This is a genomic window from Streptomyces sp. NPDC003036, from assembly GCF_040611175.1.
Classification (GTDB): domain Bacteria; phylum Actinomycetota; class Actinomycetes; order Streptomycetales; family Streptomycetaceae; genus Streptomyces.
In genome coordinates this window covers 156146-177005 of the sequence record NZ_JBEXNO010000007.1, presented here as the reverse complement: position 1 = coordinate 177005, position 20860 = coordinate 156146, and the positions used below count along the sequence as shown (strand labels likewise).

Annotated in this window: 19 protein-coding genes and 2 tRNA genes; 17 read left to right on the top strand and 4 right to left on the bottom strand. The window is 72.4% G+C overall.

Features of this window, described 5'->3' with window-relative positions:
* Positions 1-390: 390 nt before the first annotated feature.
* The 5 genes from proB to ABZX67_RS07825 all read left to right on the top strand — a co-directional run bounded on the left by proB (position 391) and on the right by ABZX67_RS07825 (position 5347).
* Positions 391-1506 carry a glutamate 5-kinase gene (gene proB, locus ABZX67_RS07845; protein WP_355356018.1) on the top strand — a complete coding sequence of 372 codons (1116 nt, stop codon included), beginning with the start codon at positions 391-393 and terminating at the stop codon, positions 1504-1506.
* Between the two features lie 123 nt (positions 1507-1629).
* Positions 1630-2133 (top strand): hypothetical protein, encoded by a 504-nt coding sequence (locus tag ABZX67_RS07840; protein ID WP_355355980.1) that lies wholly within the window; start codon positions 1630-1632, stop codon positions 2131-2133.
* Between the two features lie 115 nt (positions 2134-2248).
* Positions 2249-3553: a glutamate-5-semialdehyde dehydrogenase gene (locus ABZX67_RS07835; protein WP_355355978.1), complete on the top strand. Its 1305-nt coding sequence runs from the start codon at positions 2249-2251 to the stop codon at positions 3551-3553.
* A 68-nt stretch (positions 3554-3621) separates the two neighbouring features.
* Entirely contained in the window at positions 3622-4209 is a 588-nt protein-coding gene (locus ABZX67_RS07830; protein WP_355355976.1) for a hypothetical protein, read from the top strand.
* A 64-nt stretch (positions 4210-4273) separates the two neighbouring features.
* Positions 4274-5347 (top strand): hypothetical protein, encoded by a 1074-nt coding sequence (locus ABZX67_RS07825; RefSeq protein WP_355355974.1) that lies wholly within the window; start codon positions 4274-4276, stop codon positions 5345-5347.
* A gap of 30 nt (positions 5348-5377) precedes the next feature.
* Here ABZX67_RS07825 and ABZX67_RS07820 read toward each other — a convergent pair whose 3' ends face one another.
* A complete protein-coding gene (locus tag ABZX67_RS07820) occupies positions 5378-6478 on the bottom strand; it encodes a M48 family metallopeptidase (RefSeq protein WP_355355972.1) in 1101 nt (366 codons plus the stop codon).
* 237 nt (positions 6479-6715) lie between these two features.
* On the opposite strand from ABZX67_RS07820, the gene ABZX67_RS07815 reads away from it, so the two are divergent.
* From ABZX67_RS07815 to ABZX67_RS07780, 8 genes are all read left to right on the top strand, one after another.
* Positions 6716-6877, top strand: a complete 162-nt coding sequence (locus ABZX67_RS07815; RefSeq protein ID WP_355355970.1) for a hypothetical protein — start codon at positions 6716-6718, stop codon at positions 6875-6877.
* 52 nt (positions 6878-6929) lie between these two features.
* Positions 6930-7550: a nicotinate-nucleotide adenylyltransferase gene (gene nadD, locus ABZX67_RS07810; protein ID WP_355355968.1), complete on the top strand. Its 621-nt coding sequence runs from the start codon at positions 6930-6932 to the stop codon at positions 7548-7550.
* 19 nt (positions 7551-7569) lie between these two features.
* Complete coding sequence (locus tag ABZX67_RS07805; RefSeq protein WP_355355967.1) at positions 7570-9273, top strand: LCP family protein; 1704 nt, start codon at positions 7570-7572, stop codon at positions 9271-9273.
* A gap of 52 nt (positions 9274-9325) precedes the next feature.
* A complete protein-coding gene (gene rsfS, locus ABZX67_RS07800; protein ID WP_355355965.1) occupies positions 9326-9793 on the top strand; it encodes a ribosome silencing factor in 468 nt (155 codons plus the stop codon).
* Positions 9790-10443: a histidine phosphatase family protein gene (locus ABZX67_RS07795; protein ID WP_355356016.1), complete on the top strand. Its 654-nt coding sequence runs from the start codon at positions 9790-9792 to the stop codon at positions 10441-10443. Before rsfS ends, ABZX67_RS07795 begins: the two co-directional genes overlap by 4 nt.
* A 107-nt stretch (positions 10444-10550) precedes the next feature.
* A tRNA-Ala gene (locus ABZX67_RS07790) sits at positions 10551-10623 on the top strand.
* 208 nt (positions 10624-10831) lie between these two features.
* A complete protein-coding gene (locus ABZX67_RS07785) occupies positions 10832-10999 on the top strand; it encodes a hypothetical protein (protein WP_355355963.1) in 168 nt (55 codons plus the stop codon).
* 3 nt (positions 11000-11002) lie between these two features.
* Positions 11003-11236, top strand: a complete 234-nt coding sequence (locus tag ABZX67_RS07780; protein ID WP_026277450.1) for a hypothetical protein — start codon at positions 11003-11005, stop codon at positions 11234-11236.
* Here the strand turns inward: ABZX67_RS07780 and ABZX67_RS07775 are convergent.
* On the bottom strand, positions 11215-12435 hold the full coding sequence (locus ABZX67_RS07775; RefSeq protein WP_355355961.1) for a glycosyltransferase 87 family protein: 1221 nt from the start codon (positions 12433-12435) through the stop codon (positions 11215-11217). The genes ABZX67_RS07780 and ABZX67_RS07775 overlap by 22 nt on opposite strands.
* A gap of 134 nt (positions 12436-12569) precedes the next feature.
* On the opposite strand from ABZX67_RS07775, the gene ABZX67_RS07770 reads away from it, so the two are divergent.
* A tRNA-Ala gene (locus tag ABZX67_RS07770) sits at positions 12570-12642 on the top strand.
* A 52-nt stretch (positions 12643-12694) separates the two neighbouring features.
* On the opposite strand, the gene ABZX67_RS07765 is transcribed toward ABZX67_RS07770, so the two are convergent.
* Positions 12695-14287, bottom strand: a complete 1593-nt coding sequence (locus tag ABZX67_RS07765; RefSeq protein WP_355355959.1) for an NADH-ubiquinone oxidoreductase-F iron-sulfur binding region domain-containing protein — start codon at positions 14285-14287, stop codon at positions 12695-12697.
* Positions 14284-15564 carry a hypothetical protein gene (locus ABZX67_RS07760; RefSeq protein WP_355356014.1) on the bottom strand — a complete coding sequence of 427 codons (1281 nt, stop codon included), beginning with the start codon at positions 15562-15564 and terminating at the stop codon, positions 14284-14286. The genes ABZX67_RS07765 and ABZX67_RS07760 overlap by 4 nt, the downstream gene beginning before the upstream one ends.
* Positions 15565-16054: 490 nt before the next feature.
* Between ABZX67_RS07760 and leuS the strand changes: the two genes are divergently transcribed.
* From leuS to ABZX67_RS07745, 3 genes are all read left to right on the top strand, one after another.
* Positions 16055-18922, top strand: a complete 2868-nt coding sequence (gene leuS, locus ABZX67_RS07755) for a leucine--tRNA ligase (protein ID WP_355355957.1) — start codon at positions 16055-16057, stop codon at positions 18920-18922.
* Between the two features lie 167 nt (positions 18923-19089).
* The gene (locus ABZX67_RS07750) at positions 19090-19839 is read left to right on the top strand and encodes a hypothetical protein (RefSeq protein WP_355355955.1); all 750 of its coding nucleotides are present in this window, start codon (positions 19090-19092) and stop codon (positions 19837-19839) included.
* Between the two features lie 66 nt (positions 19840-19905).
* Positions 19906-20751, top strand: coding sequence for a DegV family protein (locus tag ABZX67_RS07745; protein WP_355355953.1), 846 nt, complete (start codon positions 19906-19908; stop codon positions 20749-20751).
* Positions 20752-20860 lie beyond the last annotated feature (109 nt).

Genomic DNA, 20860 nt, shown 5'->3' with positions numbered 1-20860 from the left:
GGCGGTGCCGGTCCAGGGCGGGTTCGCCGGGGCGGGGGCGGGAGCGGGAGCGGTCCGGGCGGGGTTCGCCCGGGGGCGGAGGCGCGGGTGAGCGGGGACGGACGGCGGCGCTTGGACGCGGGGGCTCGGACGCGTGCGCGGGACGGGTGTGCGGGACGGGTGTGCGGGACGGGTGTGGGCGATCGGATTCGGCCGCTTTCGCGGCGGCTCCGGCGCACGCCCGGGGCGGCGCCCGCGCGCCCTCCGAGGCGGCCCGGGAGCCCCGCCCCGGCCAGGGCTCCGGCGCCCCGCCGACGTGTCCAGCGCGCTGTCCACGCGCTGAAACACGCGCGCGCCGACCCCCGCCCCTGGCATAGATTTCCCCATGTGACAGCAGTGGCAAGGCAGTACGTGACAGAAGCCCGCAGGATCGTCGTCAAGGTCGGCTCCTCGTCCCTGACCACCGCCTCCGGCGGCCTCGACGCCGACCGCGTCGACGCGCTCGTCGACGTGCTCGCCAAGGTCCGCAGCGGCGGCGAGAAGGAGATCGTCCTGGTCTCCTCCGGCGCCATCGCCGCCGGCCTCGCGCCCCTCGGCCTCGCCCGCCGCCCCAAGGACCTGGCCCGCCAGCAGGCCGCCGCCAGCGTCGGACAGGGCCTGCTCGTCGCCCGCTACACCGCCTCCTTCGCCCGCTACGGCGTACGCGTCGGCCAGGTGCTCCTCACCACCGACGACACCAGCCGCCGCGCCCACTACCGCAACGCCTACCGGACCCTGGACCAGCTCCTGGCCATGGGCGCCGTACCGGTCGTCAACGAGAACGACACCGTCGCCACGGACGAGATCCGCTTCGGCGACAACGACCGCCTCGCCGCGCTCGTCGCCCACCTCGTCCGCGCCGACCTGCTGGTCCTGCTCTCCGACGTGGACGGGCTGTACGACGGCGATCCGTCGAAGCCCGGCACCTCCCGGATCGAGGAGGTGCGCGGGCCGGAGGACCTCGAGGGCGTGGAGATCGGTTCCGCGGGCAAGGCCGGCGTCGGCACCGGTGGCATGGTGACCAAGGTGGAGGCCGCCCGGATCGCCGCGGCCGCGGGCGTCCCCGTCGTCCTGACCTCCGCCAGCCGGGCCGCCGACGCCCTCGCGGGCCGCGACACCGGCACGTACTTCCGGCGCACCGGCCGGCGCTCGGCCGACCGGCTGCTGTGGCTCGCCCATGCCTCGACCCCGCAGGGCGCGCTCATCCTCGACGAGGGCGCCGTACGAGCCGTGGTGCAGGGCAAGAAGTCGCTGCTCCCGGCCGGTATCGCGGCCGTCGAGGGCGACTTCGCGGCCGGCGACCCGGTCGAGCTCCGCGACGCGGCGGGCCGCGCCGTCGCCCGCGGGCTGGTGAACTTCGACGCCAAGGAGATGCCGCAGCTTCTGGGACGTTCCACCCGAGAGCTCGCGAAGGAGCTGGGTCCGGCATACGAGAGAGAAGTCGTACACAGGGACGATCTGGTCGTGCTTCAGCCCCAGAACGGCTGAAAGTCCCGCCCTCCGCCGGAGACCTTCACCAAAACAGCCCCAAGTTCCGCTCGGGACTGGTCAACTTTGTGTCGGGGGGTAAGCGGGGTGACAGCACGAGCACGCATCAACAGGAGGCCGCCGGTGAGACGAGCGCGCCCGGGGGCACTGCCCCGAGGGACGACCGAACGCGCCCTGACGAGTGTCGAGGCCGGGGCCGACTTCGAGGACGCCGGTCTGGGTGACGCCGCCGTTCGCGACGCGGAAACCGTCCGCGAGTCCGACCGGCACCACCGGGACCGCCAGGTGTCCAAGCTCTGGCACATCACCCTCAGCGTCTCGGGCCAGGAGGCCCCGCTGACGGAGGTCCGGCGCGCCCTGGAGCAGCTCGCGCACGACCACCCGTTCCTGCTCACCAGCAGATACGCCACCGATCACGCCGAGATCCGCTACTGGGAAGAGGCCCGCGACCTGCACGACGCCGCCGCGGTGGCCCTGCGGCTGTGGGGCGAGCACCGGCAGAGCGCCAAGCTGCCGCCCTGGGAGATCGTCGGCCTCGAGGTGATCGACCGGGAGACCTACCACCAGCGGATCGCGGAGGGCTACGGCCCGCCGCCGGCGGCCCCCGTCGGCGTCCACCCGTACTGACCCCCGTACTGACCCCCGTGCCGACCGGTGGCCGGCGGGGGCTGGTTCTGAGAAGAGCGTCTCGCACTGCGGGATATGTGAGGGATGCCCGCCCTCCGCGCATTACCCTGCGGGCATGACCTCGCACTCCGCCCCCACCCCGTCCATCACGCCGTTCGACGACATGTCGCCCGTCGCCCGCGCCGCCTACCGCGCCCGCGCGGCCGCCGCCGACATCGCGCCGCTCCCGCGCGCGGCGAAGGACGACGCGCTGCTCGCCATGGCGGACGCGCTGGAGGTCCGCACCAGCGAGATCGTCGAGGCGAACGCCGAGGACGTGGCGCGCGCCCGCGAGGCCGGCACCAGCGAGTCGATCATCGACCGGTTGACGCTGACCCCGGAGCGGGTCCGGGCCATCGCCGCGGACGTCCGCGACGTCGCCGCGCTGCCCGACCCGGTCGGCGAGGTGGTGCGCGGCTCGACCCTCCCCAACGGCATCGACCTGCGCCAGGTCCGCGTCCCGCTCGGCGTCGTCGGCATCATCTACGAGGCCCGGCCCAACGTGACCGTCGACGCCGCCGCCCTCTGCCTGAAGTCCGGCAACGCCGTGCTGCTGCGCGGCTCCTCCTCCGCGTACTCCTCGAACACCGCCCTCGTCCGCGTCCTGCGCGACGCCGTCGGCGGCGCCGGGCTCCCCGCCGACGCCGTTCAGCTCGTGCCCGGCGAGTCCCGCGACGCGGTACGGGAGCTGATGCGCGCCCGCGGCCTGGTCGACGTCCTGATCCCGCGTGGCGGCGCCTCGCTCATCCGTACCGTCGTCGAGGAGTCCACCGTCCCGGTCATCGAGACCGGCACCGGCAACTGCCACGTGTACGTCGACGCCCAGGCCGACCTCGACATGGCCGTCGACATCCTGATCAACTCCAAGGCGCAGCGGCCCAGCGTCTGCAACGCCGCCGAGACGCTCCTCGTCCACCGCGACATCGCCGACGCCTTCCTGCCGCGCGCCCTCGACGCCCTCGCCGAGGCGGGCGTCACCGTCCACGGCGACGAGCGGGTCGTCTCGTACGGAGACGGCTCCAAGGCCACCGTGGTGGCGGCCACGCCGGAGGACTGGGAGACCGAGTACCTCTCGTACGACATCGCCGCGGCCGTCGTCGACTCGCTGGACGCCGCCGTCGCGCACATCCGGCTGTGGTCCTCCGGCCACACCGAGGCGATCGTCACCACCTCGCAGGCCGCGGCCCGCCGCTTCACCCAGCTGGTCGACTCCACGACGGTCGCCGTGAACGCCTCCACGCGCTTCACGGACGGCGGCCAGTTCGGCTTCGGCGCCGAGATCGGCATCTCGACGCAGAAGCTGCACGCCCGCGGCCCCATGGGCCTGCCGGAGCTGACGTCGACGAAGTACATCGTCACCGGCGACGGTCACGTCCGGTAGTGGCGCGACGGCAGGGAGGTTTCGCACTCTCCCTGCCCGAACCCCCCTCCCACGACTACCCTGAAGGCGTGCCGGACGACGTGGGGGGCAAGCCGTTCCCGGACGGCTGGGAGCCCGACGACGACCGCGGGGGCGCGGACCAGGACTTCGCCTCCGTGGTGTTCGACGAGGACTTCGTACGGGCCGCCGCGTTCCACGAACCGACCGCCGTCGAGCGGCTCTTGGCCGCCGCCCAAGCGCGTGCCGCCTCCCTGGACGCCGACACCGACACCGACGCCGACGCCGCTCCCACATGCGGCTGCGAGGGCGAGTACGGCGACGGCGCCGACCGCTGCCAGGGCCACTGCCGGGAGCCGTACGGCCCGCACGGCGGCGCCCTGCGCCCGTACCGGCCCAGCGCCCGCTGGCACCGCCCGGTGGCCTGGGTCCTGGCCGTCCTCATGGGCGTCGGCATGGTCGCCCTCGCCTTCGCGGCCGTGTACCGCGGCGCCTCCGGCAGCCGCGACAACCAGGTCCCGGCCCCGGCGACGACCGGTACGACGGAGACGACCGGGACGACCGGCCTCGACGAGCCGAACGCGACCGCGTCCGCCCCCTCGGCCTCTGCCGCCCACACCGCCCCTGCGCCTCTCCCGGCGGCACCGCACACGCCCTGAAACCGCCGCCGAACGCCCTCGCCGGGCGCGTTTACCGGGGGGCCCGCCGACCTACCCTGAAGGTATGGCACGCAGTGGCGACCCGCCCGAGGGGACGCCCGAGGGGCTTCCCGGCGGTGGCGAGGACGAGTACCGATCCGTCGTCTTCGACGAGTCGTTCGTCCGCGCTGCCCGGCTCCAGGAGTACTCCGCGCGGGAGCGCCTGGCCGAGCACACCGACGCCGTGCGCCGCCGCTCCGCCTGGCGGCCGCGCGGCGGCTCCCGCCCCGGCGCGCTCGCCCTGGTGCTGATCGTCGCCCTCGCCTTCGCCGCCGCCATCTACGCGGGCGCCCGCCCCTTCCAGCCGCTGCCCGACCGGCCCGCCGAGCCGCTGCGCAGCACGATCGTCCCGCTGGCCCCGCGGGGCCCGGTCCCGGGCGGACACCCCGACGAGCTGTACGCGCACAGCCCCGCCGCGGCGTTCCACTCCGGCGCCGCCGGCGTCGCGCTGCCCCCGGCGCGGCGTACCGCCCACTTCACGGAGAGCCAGGTCACGGCCGCGCTCAGCACCGTGAAGGACTACCTCGTGCGGTCGGCGCTCGACCCGGACGTCCTGACGGGCGGCTCCGTCCGGCCGGTGCGGCTGCTGCTCGACCCCGACCAGCTGGCGCAGTTCGACCGGAGCGTCGAGTCGCCGGCCGACGACGGACGGCACGCGGCCACCGGCTGGCTGGTGCGGTTCGACCCGGACGAGGTGGCGCTGGCGGCCACCGCCGTGCGCGCACGCGGCACCATACGCGTGACCGAGGCGGTGTCCGACGCCCTGGAGGTGACGACGGACCACACCTTCGTCTACGCGCTCCGCCCGGCCGGGGCGGACGGCGACACGGCCGCCGCCTCGCTGTTCACCGTCCGCCGCGAGCTGCGCTTCCGCCTCGACCGGGAGGACCTGCGGATGCACCGCACCGAGGTGGTGAGCAGCCGCGTGCTGGCGGGCCCGCAGTCCTGCTCGGCCGACCCGGCGGGCGCGATGCGACCGCTGCTGGCCGGTGACCGCGCCACCGCGGAGGGCCCCGCGGTCACCGATCCGTACGCCAGGGACCGCGCCGCCACCCCGCTCTGCGGCACCTTGGCCCCCCACGCCCAGCCGACCCGCTGAGCCCGGCAGCCGGCTCAGGCCGCAGTCGGCTCAGGCGTCGCCCGGCCCGCCGGCCGCCTTGCCGCCACCGCCGGTGCCATTGGTGCCGCCGTTTCCACCGTTGCCGCCCGTACCCCCGGTGAACCGGTCGCGGAGTTTGCCGCCCAGGTCGCCCGCGCCGCCGGCTATGTCCCCGACCAGCTTCATCAGCGGGTCCTTGCTGGTGCGCACCGACTCGGCGTAGTGGGACGCCGACTCCCGGAAGGAGTCCGTGACGGAGGTGTCCTTGTCGTCCGCGCGCCGCGGGTAGTGCCCGTCCACGATCCGCTGGTAGTCGCGGCTCTCGGCCCACTTCTTCAGCTCGGCCGCCCGCACCGTGGTGAACGGGTGGGAGCGCGGCAGCACGTTCAGTATCTTCAGCACGGAATCGCGCAGATCGCCCCCGGCCTCGTACTCCTCGGCCTGCTCCAGGAACGCGTCCACGTTCATCTCGTGCAGATGGTTACCGCCCGCGATCTTCATCAGGCCGCGCATCGACGCCCGCAGGTCCTGCCCGACCAGCAGCCCGGCCCGGTCCGCCGACAGCTCCGACTTGCGGAACCACTCGCGCAGCGCCGTCACGATCGCCATGATCGCCACGTTGCCCAGGGGTATCCAGGCGACCTTGACCGCGAGGCCGGTGAGGAACAGCAGCACCGTGCGGTACACGGAGTGGCCCGACAGGGCGTGGCCCACCTCGTGGCCGATGACCGCCCGCATCTCCTCCTCGTCCAGGAGCTCCACCAGCCCGGTGGTGACCACGATGATCGGCTCGTCCAGGCCGATGCACATGGCGTTGGGCTTCGGGTCCTGCGTGACGTACATCGACGGGACCTTCTCCAGGTCCAGGATGTAGCAGGCGTCGCGCAGCATCGCGTGGAGGTGGGCGAACTGCGCGTCGCTCACCCGCACGGAGTCGGAGAGGAAGAGCAGCCGCAGACTGCGCTCCGGCAGCAGTCCGCTCAGTGCCTTGAAGACCGTGTCGAAACCGCTGAGCTTGCGCAGCGCGACGAGCGCCGAGCGGTCCGCCGGATGTTCGTATGCGCGCGATGAGATGCCCGGGAAACGCGTGCGCTGCCTGCTCGGCACGTTCTCGGCACTGCTGTCGGCCATGGATGATGCCCCCTCTTTCGTACGAGCCCCGCCTCGTCCCCCTGACGCACCCCAGAGTAGGTGCCGGCGCCTTCGGGCAGGCGGCCTGTGGATAACTGCCGACTCGACCTGTCGACTCGACGCGGGGGACGGTCCGGAAGATGACAACGCCTGAGTCGGCGTGAGCGTGCCCGGAGCGCCCGCATACGATGTGCGCGAAGTCTCCGCTCCGATTCCCGATGGATAGGCCTTCCGAAGATGAGCATCCCCAGCACCGCCGCCTCCCTCGTCACGCTCGCCGAGGGCTCCGAGCACGGCGGCAACCACGAAAGCCTCAGCCCGTACCTCACCGGTATCGGTGCCCTCGTCGCGCTCCTCCTGCTGCTGTGGATCACCACGCGTTTCAACCGCGACCGCTGAGCCCCGGACCGCCGGGACCGGGTGCGCCGCCGTGCCAGTAGGCTCTGCACGCATGGGAGACCAGGAAGTGCCTACCAGTCCCGGCAAACGCCGACTCGGCGTGATGGGTGGGACGTTCGACCCGATCCATCACGGACACCTGGTGGCCGCCAGCGAGGTGGCCGCGCTGTTCCACCTGGACGAGGTGGTGTTCGTACCGACCGGACAGCCGTGGCAGAAGACCCACAAGACGGTGTCCCCGGCTGAGGACCGCTATCTGATGACGGTCATCGCCACGGCGTCCAACCCGCAGTTCTCGGTCAGCCGCCTCGACATCGACCGGGCGGGACCGACGTACACCATCGACACCCTGCGGGAACTGCGTGCCCTCAACGAGGACACCGACCTCTTCTTCATCACCGGCGCGGACGCGCTCTCCCAGATCATGCCGGGATGGCGCAACGCCGAGGAGCTCTTCTCCCTCGCCCACTTCATCGGGGTGACGCGCCCGGGCCACGACCTGTCGGACGACGGGCTGCCCGAGGGCGGCGTGACCCTGGTCGAGGTGCCGGCGCTGGCCATCTCGTCGTCGGACTGCCGGGCGAGGGTCGCGGCGGGCGATCCGGTCTGGTACCTGGTGCCGGACGGCGTGGTGCGCTACATCGACAAGCGCCAGTTGTACCGCGGCAAGTGAGCCACGGAGAGGGGCACCGGTGAACGACCAGCAGCACCCGTACGACCCGTACTACCCGCCGCAGCCGCAGATCGTCGGCTACGACGAGTACGGGCAGCCGGTGTACCAGCAGGCCCAGCAGCAGTACGACCCCTACGCCCAGCAGCAGCCGCAGCAGTACCAGCAGCAGGCCCCGCAGCAGGGGCAGGGGCAGGGCTACGGCTACGAGTCCTACGACGCCGCCTACCCTCCTCAGCAGAGCCAGGCGGCCCAGGGATACGGGTACGACGGCTACGCGGGCACCGGTTACGACGCCGGTCAGCGGTGGATCCCCCAGCAGCCCCAGCCGGTGTCCCAGCCGGTTTCCCCGCCCGAGCCGCAGCCCGAGCCGGAGCGCGCGGCGCCCGCGGGCTCCTCCGTACCCGGCCCGCGCCGGCCGGCGGCGCCCGGGCCCGCGTCCAACCGGCAGGGCAAGGGGGAAGACGACCGCGAGTACCGCACCGAGCAGTTCTCCTTCGTCGAGGACCCGGACGAGGAGTCCGAAGACGTCATCGACTGGCTCAAGTTCACCGAGAGCCGCTCGGAGCGGCGCGAGGAGGCCCGCCGCCGGGGCCGCAACCGGATCATCGCGCTCGTCGTCGTGCTGGTCGTCGCCCTCATCGGCGGCGTCGGCTACCTCTGGGCCTCGGGCAACCTCCCCGGCCTCGCGGACGAGGAGGCCAAGCAGGGCGGCACCGCCGCCGGCGGCCCGCAGAAGCGGGACGTGATCGTCGTCCACCTGCACAACACCAAGAGCGACGACACCTCCACCGCGCTGCTGGTCGACAACGCCACCACCAAGCAGGGGACCACGGTCCTGCTGCCGAACGCCCTCTCCGTGGCCCACGACGACGGCACCACCACCACGCTCGCGAAGTCCGTCGACGAAGACGGCTCGGCCGGCACCCGCGAGGCCATCGGCGCGCTGCTCGGCACGGAGATCACCGGGACGTGGCGGCTCGACACGCCCTACCTGGAGAACCTCGTCGAACTCGTCGGCGGCGTCGACCTCACCACCGACACCGAGGTGCCCGCAGCCCAGAAGGGCGAGGCCCCTCTGGTGCCGAAGGGCGAGAACCAGACGCTCAACGGGCGCATGGCCGTCGCGTACGCCACCCACCGAGGCCCGGGCGAGGCCGAGGCGGCGCAGCTCCAGCGGTTCGGCCAGGTCATGTACGGGGTCCTGCGCAAGATGTCGGACGACCCGCAGGCCGCCACGGTCACCGTGGAGACGCTCGCGCAGATCCTCGACCCGTCCCTCCCCGAGAAGGACCTGGGCGCCTCGCTCGCCAAGCTCGCCGAGCACGCCAAGGGCGGCGACTACAAGACGGCGCTCCTCCCCGTCCAGCAGGACGGCACCCTCAGCGAGGAGGCCGCGCGGAGCGTGGTCAAGGACATCCTCGGCGGTTCGGTCACCGCACCCGCGCAGGGGTCCGCCGTACGCGTGGGCGTCAAGAACGCCTCGGGCGACCAGGACGCCGCCGAGAGCGCCCGGATCGCCCTGGTCAACGGCGGCTACGCCGTCATCGACGGCGGCAAGGCCGACTCCGTGTCGTCCTCGCAGGTCATCTACGGTGACGCGGCCCAGAAGGCGAGGGCCGTGGAGGTCGCCAAGACCCTGGGCCTGCCCGCCGACGCGGTCGAGAAGGGCACGGCCGCCGCGAACGCGGACGTCACGGTCGTCCTGGGCCGGGACTACGAGTGAGCGAGTGAGCTAATCGTTTGCCGGGCTGTCGGCGGTACGTGAGACCCTGGGGGTGTTCCCGACCGCCGACGAAAGCCTGCTTGTGACCGCCACTGACCGTTCCATCGAGCTTGTGACGACCGCCGCCCAGGCGGCGGCCGACCGGCTCGCGCACGACATCATCGCCTACGACGTCAGCGACGTCCTGTCGATCACCGACGCCTTCCTGCTCGCCTCCGCGCCCAACGACCGCCAGGTCAAGTCGATCGTGGACGAGATCGAGGAGCGGCTCAACAAGGAGCTCGGCGCCAAGCCGGTCCGCCGCGAGGGCGACCGCGAGGCCCGCTGGGTCCTGCTCGACTACGTCGACATCGTCGTCCACGTGCAGCACAGCGAGGAGCGGGTCTTCTACGCCCTGGAGCGGCTGTGGAAGGACTGCCCCGAGCTGCCGCTGCCCGAGGACGCCATGAAGACCCGCGGCAAGGCCGAGGAGCACGCCCGGCTCATGGGCGCCGAGGGCGCGGACGGTGAGCTGAGCTGAGCGGCACCAAGGGCGGCAAGGGCCGCCGCGTAGTCCTCTGGCGCCACGGCCAGACCTCGTGGAACCTGGAGCGCCGCTTCCAGGGCTCCACGGACATCGAGCTCACCGGGACCGGCGTCGCCCAGGCGCGCCGGGCCGCCAGGCTGCTCGCCGCGCTGAAGCCGGACGCGATCATCGCCTCCGACCTGAAGCGCGCGTCGGCCACGGCCGACGAGCTGTCCGCGATCACGGGCCACCAGGTCAACCACTACTCCGAGCTCCGCGAGACGTACGCGGGCGAGTGGCAGGGCCTGACCCACGACGAGATCATCGAGCGGTACGGCGAGCAGTACGCCGCGTGGAAGCGCGGCGAGCCGGTGCGGCGCGGCGGCGGCGAGCTCGAGACCGAGGTCGCCGACCGGGCCGCTCCGGTGGTGCTGCAGCACGTCGACAAGCTGCCCGCGGACGGCACCCTCGTCGTGGTCAGCCACGGCGGCACGATCCGCACGACCATCGGCCGGCTCCTCGGCCTGGAGGCGCGCCACTGGGAGAGCTTCGGCGGACTCTCCAACTGCTGCTGGTCGGTTCTGGGCGAGGGGGCCCGCGGCTGGCGGCTCCTGGAGCACAACGCCGGAACCCTCCCCGAACCGGTCCTCGGCGACGACGACTGACGACGGCCGACGCGGACCCGACGGCGATCACGGACCCGGATTTCACTTTCCGGCAGGTGGCAGGCTAAAGTTCTTCTTGTTCGCAGCGCGGAGCGCGAAGAACACGAGGGGCTATAGCTCAGTTGGTAGAGCGCCTGCATGGCATGCAGGAGGTCAGGAGTTCAATTCTCCTTAGCTCCACAATCACCGGATCCCGTCCCCGCAAGGGGGCGGGATCCGGCGTTTCCGGGGTTTCCCGCCCGTGTGCCCGCGCGGCCCGGCGCCGCCCGCCGCGTCGATCGGGGGAGGGCGGCCGGCCCGGTCCGCCGACTCCGCTGACCCTCTTGCGGGGCCATGGCAGAATCGGACGGCCGGAGGGGGACGACGTCCGGATGGGAGGGAGTGCGCGATGGCCGCTAGCAGTTTCGAGGAACCGGCTGCCCGGCTCGCCGCGGCGTCGCAGACGAACGCCGGTCTCAGTTGCCCCTCGTGCGGCTCCTCGCACGTCGCCCAAATGCTCGGCGACAACGGCGGGGTGTCCTATGTGTGCACGTCCTGCGGCCACAGCTGGAGCTGAGTGATGGGTGCGCACAGGCGGAAATGCGACTGGTGCGGCAGCGGTACGCCGATCGTCCGCGACATGGACCCGGTCAACCCCGAGTACCAGTACTGGTGCGAGGAGTGCGCGCGGGCGCTGATCATAAAAGGCGACCCCATCGAGACTTACCGGGAGCTCGAGGGGGAGCCCATCTACGGGCGCCTGCTCGACGAGCACTGCACCCTCAAGCGCTTCTACTCGTTCGCCACGGCCTGACGGCGGCGGCCGATACCCAGGCGTACCGCGAAGGCCGTCAACAGCCCCAGCCCCACCAGGGTGTAGAGCCCGGACAGCAGCATCTGCCCGGCGTTCTGGTGCAGTTCCAGCCGTACGGGGGCGGGCTGGTGAGGCACCCACCACAGGGCGAAGGACGCGAAGACCAGCGCTATGGCCGCCGTCCACGCCGCACTCACGCGGGTCGCCAGCAGGATCAGCATCGGCACGCACCACACCCAGTGGTGCGACCAGGAGATCGGGCTCACCAGCAGCGCCGTCGTCGCACACGCCACCACCGCCACCGGCCGGTCCCCGCGCAGCGCGGCCAGCACCGCGACGGCCAGGCCGGCGACCCCCACCAGGACCGCGGCGGCCAGCCACCAGTGCCCGGGGTCCGTGGTGTGCAGCAGCCGGGCCAGCACCCCGCTCAGCGACTGGTTGGCCGTCTCCTCCTTGCGCCCCACCCGGCTGGTCTCGAAGATCATTTCCGTCCAGAAGCGGCGCGAGTCGTACGGGAGGATCACGGCGGACGCCACGGTCACCACGGCGAACACCCCCGTCGCCGTCGCCGCCTGCCGCAGCCACGCGTTCCACGCCCAGCCGTGCGTACGCGCGCGTGCCACCCCCACCAGCAGCAGGAAGACCACGAAGAGCCCGGGCGTCAGCTTGACGGCCGTGGCCAGGCCTATGCCCACACCCGCCCACCGGTTGTTCTCCCGCCGGGTCAGGTCCCACAGCACCGCCACCGCGATGAGCAGGTTGATCTGCCCGTACCGCAGGGTCGTCCATACCGGCTCGCACCACACCAGCACCGCGGCCGCCCAGAGCGCCGTCTCCGGCCGCTCCCGGCCCACCAGGCGCAGCGACAGCCGCACCAGGGCCAGCAGCAGGAGCAGGTTCCCCGCGGTGGCCAGGGTGCGCATCTCCGGCACGCCGAGCAGTGTCAGCGGCGTGAACAGCAGCGCCGCGAAGGGCGGGTACGTCGTCGGCAGGTTCGCCGATGTGGCGCGCATCGCATAGAGATCGCCGCCCGCCAGTACGGTCTCCCCCTCCGCCCGGTAGACCGACAGGTCCAGCATCGTGACGTTGGCGGCGCGCTGCGCCATCCAGAAGGCCACGAAGGACAGCAGGCAGGCCGCCACCGCGGCGGGGAGGGGCAGGCTCCGCAGGCGGGCGCGCATGTTCAGGGTCACGGTCACGAGGGGGGACGCTACCGGCCGGTGCCCTCCCGGCCGTAAACGGATTTGGTGAACCACCGGGGGGACCGTGTAATGTTCTCTGTGTCGCCGCGAGGGAAGCCCGCAAGGGAAACCGAGCGAATGACACACCGCAAGGGGCTATAGCTCAGTTGGTAGAGCGCCTGCATGGCATGCAGGAGGTCAGGAGTTCAATTCTCCTTAGCTCCACAAGATAAGAGGCGGGCCATCCGATCCGGATGGCCCGCTTCTCTGTGTCCGGTCAACCCCGCCCGCTGCCCAGGGCCTTGCGGGCCGCGCTCGGCAGCGCCGGACGACCCTGACGGCCCGGGCGCTCGTCCTCGGAACGCTCCAGGCGCAGCGCCAGTTCGGGGCAGCGGCGTACGGCCAGCTGCGCGCGCGTGCGCAGGTGCACGGGCACGGACGCGTCCGCCAGCACCGGGTAGCCGTCCCGGCCCATCCGGATCAGCTCCGGCACGATGTCCGCGCACAGCCCGTGCCCCTTGCACAGGGTCCAGTCCACGGCCAGCTTCTCGCCGCTCGGGATGGACTCCTCGGCCTCCTGGTAGCCCGGCTCAGGCAGCGGCAGCACGCCGATCGTCGGACGCCCGCAGCCGCCGTGCAGCACGTGCGCGGCGAGATCGTCCGTGAACGCCGACAGCGTCGAGCCGAAGAAGCGGGCCGAGCCGTCGGGGTGCTTGCACACGCCCCGCCCCTTCACGGCCTGCGTCACCTCGCGCAGCGCCTCCAGCGCGGCCGGTCCGCCGCCGTTCAGCACGTCCGACAGGCCCCCCGCCGCGGCCGGCAGACCCAGCCGGCACGGGCCGCACTGACCGGCCGTCTCCGCCGCCAGCCAGTTCGCCACCCGCTGCGCCTCGCCGAGCGGACACGTCTCCGGGCCGATCGGCAGGATCGCTCCCGCCCCCAGGGACCCGCCCACGGCCGCCAGGGACTCGCGTGAGACCACGGCGTTGTGCACGGCCATGGCGTCGATCCAGTTGCCGTGGTAGCCACCCGTGAGGACGCCCTGCGGCTGCGGAGGGGCGCCGGCCAGCTGGAGGACGTACCGCAGCGGAACGCCCGTCGGGACCTCCACCACCATGGGTCGGGCGACCGCGCCGGAGATCGTCAGCATCACCGTGCCGGGCTCGCTCTCCAGGCCGGTGTGGCCGTAGCGGCGGGCACCGATCCTCCCCGCGACAGCCAGCTGCGCGAACGTCTCCGCGTTCGACAGCAGCGTCGGCGCGCCGCCCACCCCGGACTCGGCGGCCCGCTCGCGGCGGCCCGGCGGGATCGCCGGACCGCCGCCCGCCGCGCGGATCACGGAGGACGCCTCGCCGGAGACCATCCGTTCCGGAGTACGCACCACCCGGGCGCGCAGCTGCTGTCCGCGCCGGTCGGACAGACCCCGCTCCGCCAGCGCGGCCCGGATGGAGATCTCCGTGGAGTTGCGGGTCACGGCGACGATCAGGGTGCGCGCGCCGAGCGCCTCGGCGGCCAGCAGGGCGCCGTCCAGGATGAGGTGCGGGGCGCGGTTGAGCAGGACCGTGTCCTTGCGGCAGGCCGGTTCGCCCTCGCTGCCGTTCACCACCACGACGGGCCGCACCCCGCGCCGTATCGCCGCCTTGGCGACCGCACGCAGCTTCTTGCCGAACGGGAAGCCCGCGCCGCCTCGGCCGCGCAGGGAGATCTCCTCGGCGAGCTGGGCCAGCCGCTCCCCGGGTATCGGTTCGAGCGGGCCGTGCACCTTGAGGTGCATCTGCAGGTCCAGCCGCTCGACCAGGTCGAAGCCCTGGGTCAGGTGCGGGAGGCCGACGACGCGGACTTCGGGGACGTCGGGGAGCGGGGTGTTCACGGGCGGTCTCCTGCGGGTGCGGTCCACGGTTCACCGGCCGTCGGGTACTGGAACGGGCCGGGAGCGGGCTCGGTGGAGCTGCTGTACGAGGGGGAGGGGGAGGAGGGGTACGAGACAGAGGAGGGGGACGGGTACGAGGAGGACGGGTACGAGGAGGAGGGGTACGAGGGGGAGGGATACGAGGGCGGTGCGGGGGACTGGGCGGGCGGCGGAGGGGACGGGGTCGGCCAGTACCCGGGCCGGGTCGCGGGCTCGTCGGAGACGACGGGCAGCTCCTCCGTCATGGGGACGCGCTCGGCGAACGGGATCTCCTGGGTGGGGAAGCCCTGGGTGCTCGCGTTGCCGAGGGAGACCGCGCGGTACCCGGCGGAGAGACCGGCCCCCGCGGCCGGCCGTTCCGCGGCGAGCGGGTCGTAGGCAGGAGCCGGGGACGGCGGGTCGAAGGAGCGTGACGGCTGGGCGCGGCGGCGCCGGCCGAAGGGCCGCTCGGAGTGACGCCCGGAGGGTCGTCCGGACGGCGAGAAAGATGGGGAGGGGGACGGTTCGGGAGCGGGAGCGGCTGCCGCGCCGGGCAGTGGCGACACCGACAGGTCACGCCGGGAGGGTTCCGCGTCCGCCTGCGCGGCGCCCGGCCCGATCAACGCCAGCAGACGTGCCGCCAGGCGGTCCTGTACGGGCCGGGGCAGCATCCGTACGGACACGGCCGCGGCGACGCCCGCGAGCGCCAGGCAGTACATCGTGACCACCCAGGTGGCCGCCGGGCGGCCCGCGTACAGGCCGTGGATCAGCGCCGCGCACCAGGCCGGGTACGCCAGCATGTGCAGCGGCCGCCAGCGGGCCGCGATGCTGCCCCGTCCCGCGAGGGCGCTCCGCGCGGCGCCGGTCGACGCGGCGATCACCATCAGCAGGCCCGCCAAGGACCCGAAGCCGATGAGCCCGTCCGAGCCGGAGAACCCGAGCCCGAAGGGGATGAGGGCCCCGATGAGCTGCGTGTGGCCCAGGGAGACCTTGACGGTGGCGTGCAGGAGGAGGAAACCCAGGGAGGCGGCCGCCGTGCTCCGGTGGACGGCCTGGGCGATCAGCCGGTGACGGGTGGAGAGGAGCAGCCGGTCGGTGGCGATCAGACCCCATGCGACGGACGCGGTGAGCGACACCAGGGACAGCACGCCCGTGGTGAAGTCCAGGGCGGCGCGGAAACTGTCGCTCCCGCCCACCGCCAGCAGGGGTATGAGCACCACGGCCGCCACGGACAACCCGCCCTGCACCGGCCGGCTCATGCCGCCCTTCAGTGTGGGCGGCGATGAGCGGATCTTGCGATGAGGGTTCATGGGGAGCGACTCCAGTGGTGCGGAAAAGAGGTCCCGGAGCCGCATGCTAGGTCGACGCATACCCACCAGTACGAGGTTTGGGGCTTTATGGCTCGGAACATCGGCAACTGACTCTGGGGTTGCCCTGGATAGGGTTGATACGCGGAGTAACCAGAGCGGCTCCCGTGGCCGGGGCGCGGTATTTCCGGGACGCGCGCGGCGCGCACGCGGCAGGCGCGGGGGACGCTCGCGGCACGCGCCCACACGGTGGAACCTCGGTGCGGCCCGTCCGGGCCCTGCGGTACCCTGGCGCCATGCGTGCCGTACGCCTTCTGCTTAGCGAGCCGCGCTGATCAGTCCCGACGGTTGATGAATCCGGTCGGAATCGGCGCGGCGTCCCCTCCTGTGCGAGGGGATTTTTCATTTCGTGGCAGAGACGATCGATGGAGCTTTAAGGATCATGAGCGAGACGAATTCTGCTGCCGAGGCAGCAGCCCCGCATCGTTACACGGCGGCCATGGCCGCCGACATCGAGGCACGCTGGCAGGACTTCTGGGACGCCGAGGGCACGTACGAGGCGCTGAACCCGAGCGGGGACCTGGCCGGCGACCAGGCCGTCGTCGCCCGCCCCAAGAAGTTCATCATGGACATGTTCCCGTACCCCTCGGGTGCGGGCCTGCACGTCGGGCACCCCCTGGGCTACATCGCCACCGACGTCTACGCCCGCCACCAGCGCATGACCGGCCACAACGTCCTGCACACGCTGGGCTTCGACGCCTTCGGCCTGCCCGCCGAGCAGTACGCCGTCCAGACCGGCACGCACCCGCGTGTGTCGACCGAGGCGAACATCGAGAACATGAAGGTCCAGCTGCGCCGGCTGGGCCTGGGCCACGACAAGCGCCGTTCGTTCGCGACGATCGACCCGGACTACTACAAGTGGACCCAGTGGATCTTCCTGCAGATCTTCAACTCCTGGTACGACGAGGAGGCGAAGAAGGCCCGTCCGATCGCCGACCTGGTCGCCCAGTTCGAGAGCGGCGAGCGCGCCGTACCGGGCTCCACGCGCGCGTGGAGCGAGCTGACCGCCGCCGAGCGCGCCGACGTCCTGAGCGGCTACCGGCTGGCGTACGCCTCCGACGCGCCGGTCAACTGGTGCCCCGGCCTGGGCACCGTCCTGGCCAATGAAGAGGTGACGGCCGACGGCCGCTCCGAGCGCGGCAACTACCCCGTCTTCAAGGCGAAGCTGCGCCAGTGGAACATGCGCATCACCGCCTACGCCGACCGGCTGCTGGACGACCTGGACGCGCTGGACTGGCCCGAGGCCATCAAGCTGCAGCAGCGCAACTGGATCGGCCGCTCCGAGGGCGCGCGCGTCGACTTCGCCGTCGGCGAGGACGCCATCACCGTCTTCACCACCCGCCCGGACACCCTGTTCGGGGCCACCTACATGGTGCTGGCGCCCGAGCACGAGCTGGTCGGCAAGATCGTCCCGGACGCGTGGCCCGCAGGCACCCATGCCCTGTGGACGGGCGGTCACGCGACCCCGGCCCTGGCCGTCGACGCCTACCGCAAGCAGGCCGCCGCCAAGTCGGACGTCGAGCGCCAGGCCGAGGCCAAGGAGAAGACCGGCGTCTTCACCGGCGCGTACGCCACCAACCCGGTCAGCGGCGAGCGGGTCCCCGTCTTCATCGCCGACTACGTCCTGATGGGCTACGGAACCGGCGCCATCATGGCCGTCCCGGCGCACGACAGCCGTGACTTCGCCTTCGCGCGCGCCTTCGACCTGCCCATGCGCTGTGTCGTCCAGCCCTCCGACGAGCGCGGCACCGATCCCTCCACGTGGGACGACGCCTTCGACTCGTACGACGCGAAGATCGTCAACTCGTCGAACGCCGACGTCTCGCTGGACGGGCTGGGCGTCGTCGAGGCCAAGGCCCGCATCACCGAGTGGCTGTCCGAGAAGGGCATCGGCGAAGGCACCGTCAACTTCCGGCTGCGGGACTGGCTGTTCAGCCGCCAGCGGTACTGGGGCGAGCCCTTCCCGATCGTCTACGACGAGGACGGCGTGGCCCACGCGCTGCCCGAGTCGATGCTGCCGCTGGAGCTGCCCGAGGTCGAGGACTACTCGCCGCGCACCTTCGACCCGGACGACGCCGACACCCAGCCCGAGACGCCGCTGTCGCGCAACGAGGACTGGGTCAACGTCACCCTGGACCTGGGCGACGGCCCGAAGAAGTACCGGCGCGAGACCAACACCATGCCCAACTGGGCCGGTTCCTGCTGGTACGAGCTGCGCTACCTGGACCCGCACAACGACTCCGCGCTGGTCGACCCGGCGATCGAGCAGTACTGGATGGGGCCCCGCGAGGGTCAGCCGCACGGCGGCGTCGACCTGTACGTGGGCGGCGCCGAGCACGCCGTACTGCACCTGCTGTACGCGCGGTTCTGGTCCAAGGTGCTGTACGACCTGGGCCACATCTCGTCGGCCGAGCCCTTCCACAAGCTGTACAACCAGGGCATGATCCAGGCCTTCGTCTACCGGGACGCGCGCGGCATCGCCGTGCCGGCCGCCGAGGTCGAGGAGCGCGACGGCGCCTTCTGGTACCAGGGCGAGAAGGTCAGCCGCGTCCTGGGCAAGATGGGCAAGTCCCTGAAGAACGCCGTCACACCGGACGAGATCTGCGCCGAGTACGGCGCCGACACCCTGCGCCTGTACGAGATGGCCATGGGCCCGCTGGACGTTTCCCGCCCCTGGGACACGCGCGCGGTGGTGGGCCAGTACCGGCTGCTGCAGCGCCTGTGGCGCAACATCGTGGACGAGGCGACCGGCGAGGTCACCGTCGTCGACGCCGAGCCCGACGAGGACACGCTGCGCGCCCTGCACAAGGCGATCGACGGCGTGTCCCAGGACATGGCCGCGATGCGGTTCAACACGGCGATCGCGAAGGTCACCGAGCTGAACAACCACCTGACCAAGTCGGGCACCCCGGTGTCGCGTTCCGTCGCCGAGCGGCTGGTGCTGCTGATCGCGCCGCTGGCGCCGCACATCGCCGAGGAACTGTGGCACCGGCTGGGCCACACCGACTCGGTGGTCCACCAGGACTTCCCGGTGGCCGACCCGGCGTACGTCGTGGACGAGACCGTGACCTGCGTTGTCCAGATCAAGGGCAAGGTCAAGGCGCGGCTGGAGGTCTCCCCGTCCATCACGGACGCCGAGCTGGAGGCGCTGGCCCTGGCCGACCCGGCGGTCGTCGCGGCGCTGGGCGGCGCGGACATCCGCAAGGTGATCGCGCGGGCGCCGAAGCTGGTGAACATCGTCCCGGCGTAGCCGTCCCGGCGTAGCCGTCCCGGCCCGAGGGCGATCCCGGGCACGGCGCCTGGGGGATTCCCTTACGGGCAGGTTGGGGGTTTCGATGGAACCCCCGACCTGCCTCTTCCGTTTACCGTGGAGGAACCACGGGCGCGAGCGTCCGGCACCGACACCAAGGGGACTTCATGGAAGCCGCGATCCTGATCCTGGCGCTGCTCTTCGTCGCCTTCGTCGCGCTGGGCGTGTACGTGACCGTCAAGGTGGTCAAGGGCGTCAAACGCGGCGTCGACCGCACGCTCACCCAGGCGCGGCGCACCGTCGAGGACACCACCCTGCGCGCCAAGAGCTACGGACCGGGCGGCGTCGTGGCCGAGCTGGCGCAGCTGCGGCTGTCGCTGCGTACCTCGATGCGGGCCACCCAGGAGGCGCTCGAGGCGGGCGCGCGCGAGGACGCCTCGCTCAAGGAGTCGCTGGAGCTGTTCCGCCGGCTCAGCGCGCACGGGCACGAGCTGGACGACGACCTGCGGCGCATGGAGCGGGACCCGGACCGGGCGAGGGTCGCCGAGCAGCTGCCGACCCTGCGGGAGCGTACGCAGCGGATCACGCACTCGGCGGACTCCCTGCGGTGGGCGGCCCGGGACCGGGCGCGGAGGTTCGCGGACGACGAGCTGGAGACGCTGAGCGCCCAGATCGACATCGAGGCGGGCGCGCTGCGGCACTGGTCGGCCGAGCCGTCGGACGCGTCGTCGGCCTCATCGGCCTCATCGGCCTCATCGGACGCGTCGGCGGGGCGGGCGGAGCAGGGTTGGCCGGCGGAGGCGGACCGCGGCGGCGCGTCGTCGCAGGGCGAGCGGCCGGCTATCACGGCGCCCGATCCCCGGCAGTCGCACGTCTACTCATGGCAGAAGACGTCCCGGCCCGAGACCACGAACTGACCCGAACCGAGCATGGCGGCGGGGGCGGACTGCCGTGCGGTGCCGCCTGCGGGTAACCTCCCGCTCATGTCCCGCCATGTCGCTATCGTCACCGATTCCACGGCCTACCTGCCGCCGCAGACGATGGAGCGGCACGGCATCACCGCGGTGCCGCTGACCGTCGTGCTCGGTGACCAGGCCCTCGAGGAGGGCACCGAGATCTCGGCCCGCTCCCTCGCCCTCGCCCTGCAGAAACGGCGCTCCGTGACCACGTCACGCCCGAGCCCCGAGACGTTCGCGGCGGCGTACAGGGCGGCCGCCGAGCGCGGCGCCGACGGGATCGTGTCGCTGCACCTGTCGGCCGAGTTCTCGGGCACGTACGACGCGGCCGTCCTGGCCGCGAAGGACGCGCCGGTGCCGGTGCGGGTGGTCGACACCGGCATGGTCGCCATGGCGCTCGGTTTCTGCGCCCTGGCCGCCGCCGAGTCGGCGGAGGCGGGCGGCACGCTGGACGACGCCGTCGCGGCCGCCGAGAAGCGGGCCGCCGGGACCTCCGCCTACTTCTACGTCGACACCCTCGACTACCTGCGCCGGGGCGGCCGCATCGGCGCGGCCCAGGCGCTGCTGGGCTCGGCGCTCGCCGTCAAGCCGCTGCTGGAGCTGGAGGGCGGCCGGATCGAGCTGCGCGAGAAGGTGCGCACGGCGTCGAAGGCCATCGCCAGGCTGGAGGAGATCGCCGCCGACCGGGCGGGCACGAGCCGGGTGGACATCGCCGTGCACCACCTGGCGGCCCCGGAGCGGGCCGCCGCGCTGGCGGACCGGCTGCGCCGGCGCGTCCCCGACCTCGCCGAGCTGCACGTCAGCGAGGTGGGCGCGGTGATCGGAGCGCACACCGGGCCGGGGCTGCTGGGCGTGGTCGTCTCGTCCTGGTGACGGGGGTGGCCGCGACCATCGCTCGTTCGGGTGGCCGGTTTTTCCACAACTCCTGGGTTATCCACCAGTTTTGAGGCTGCTCGGCGGGTTCGGGCGTATGTGCGTACCG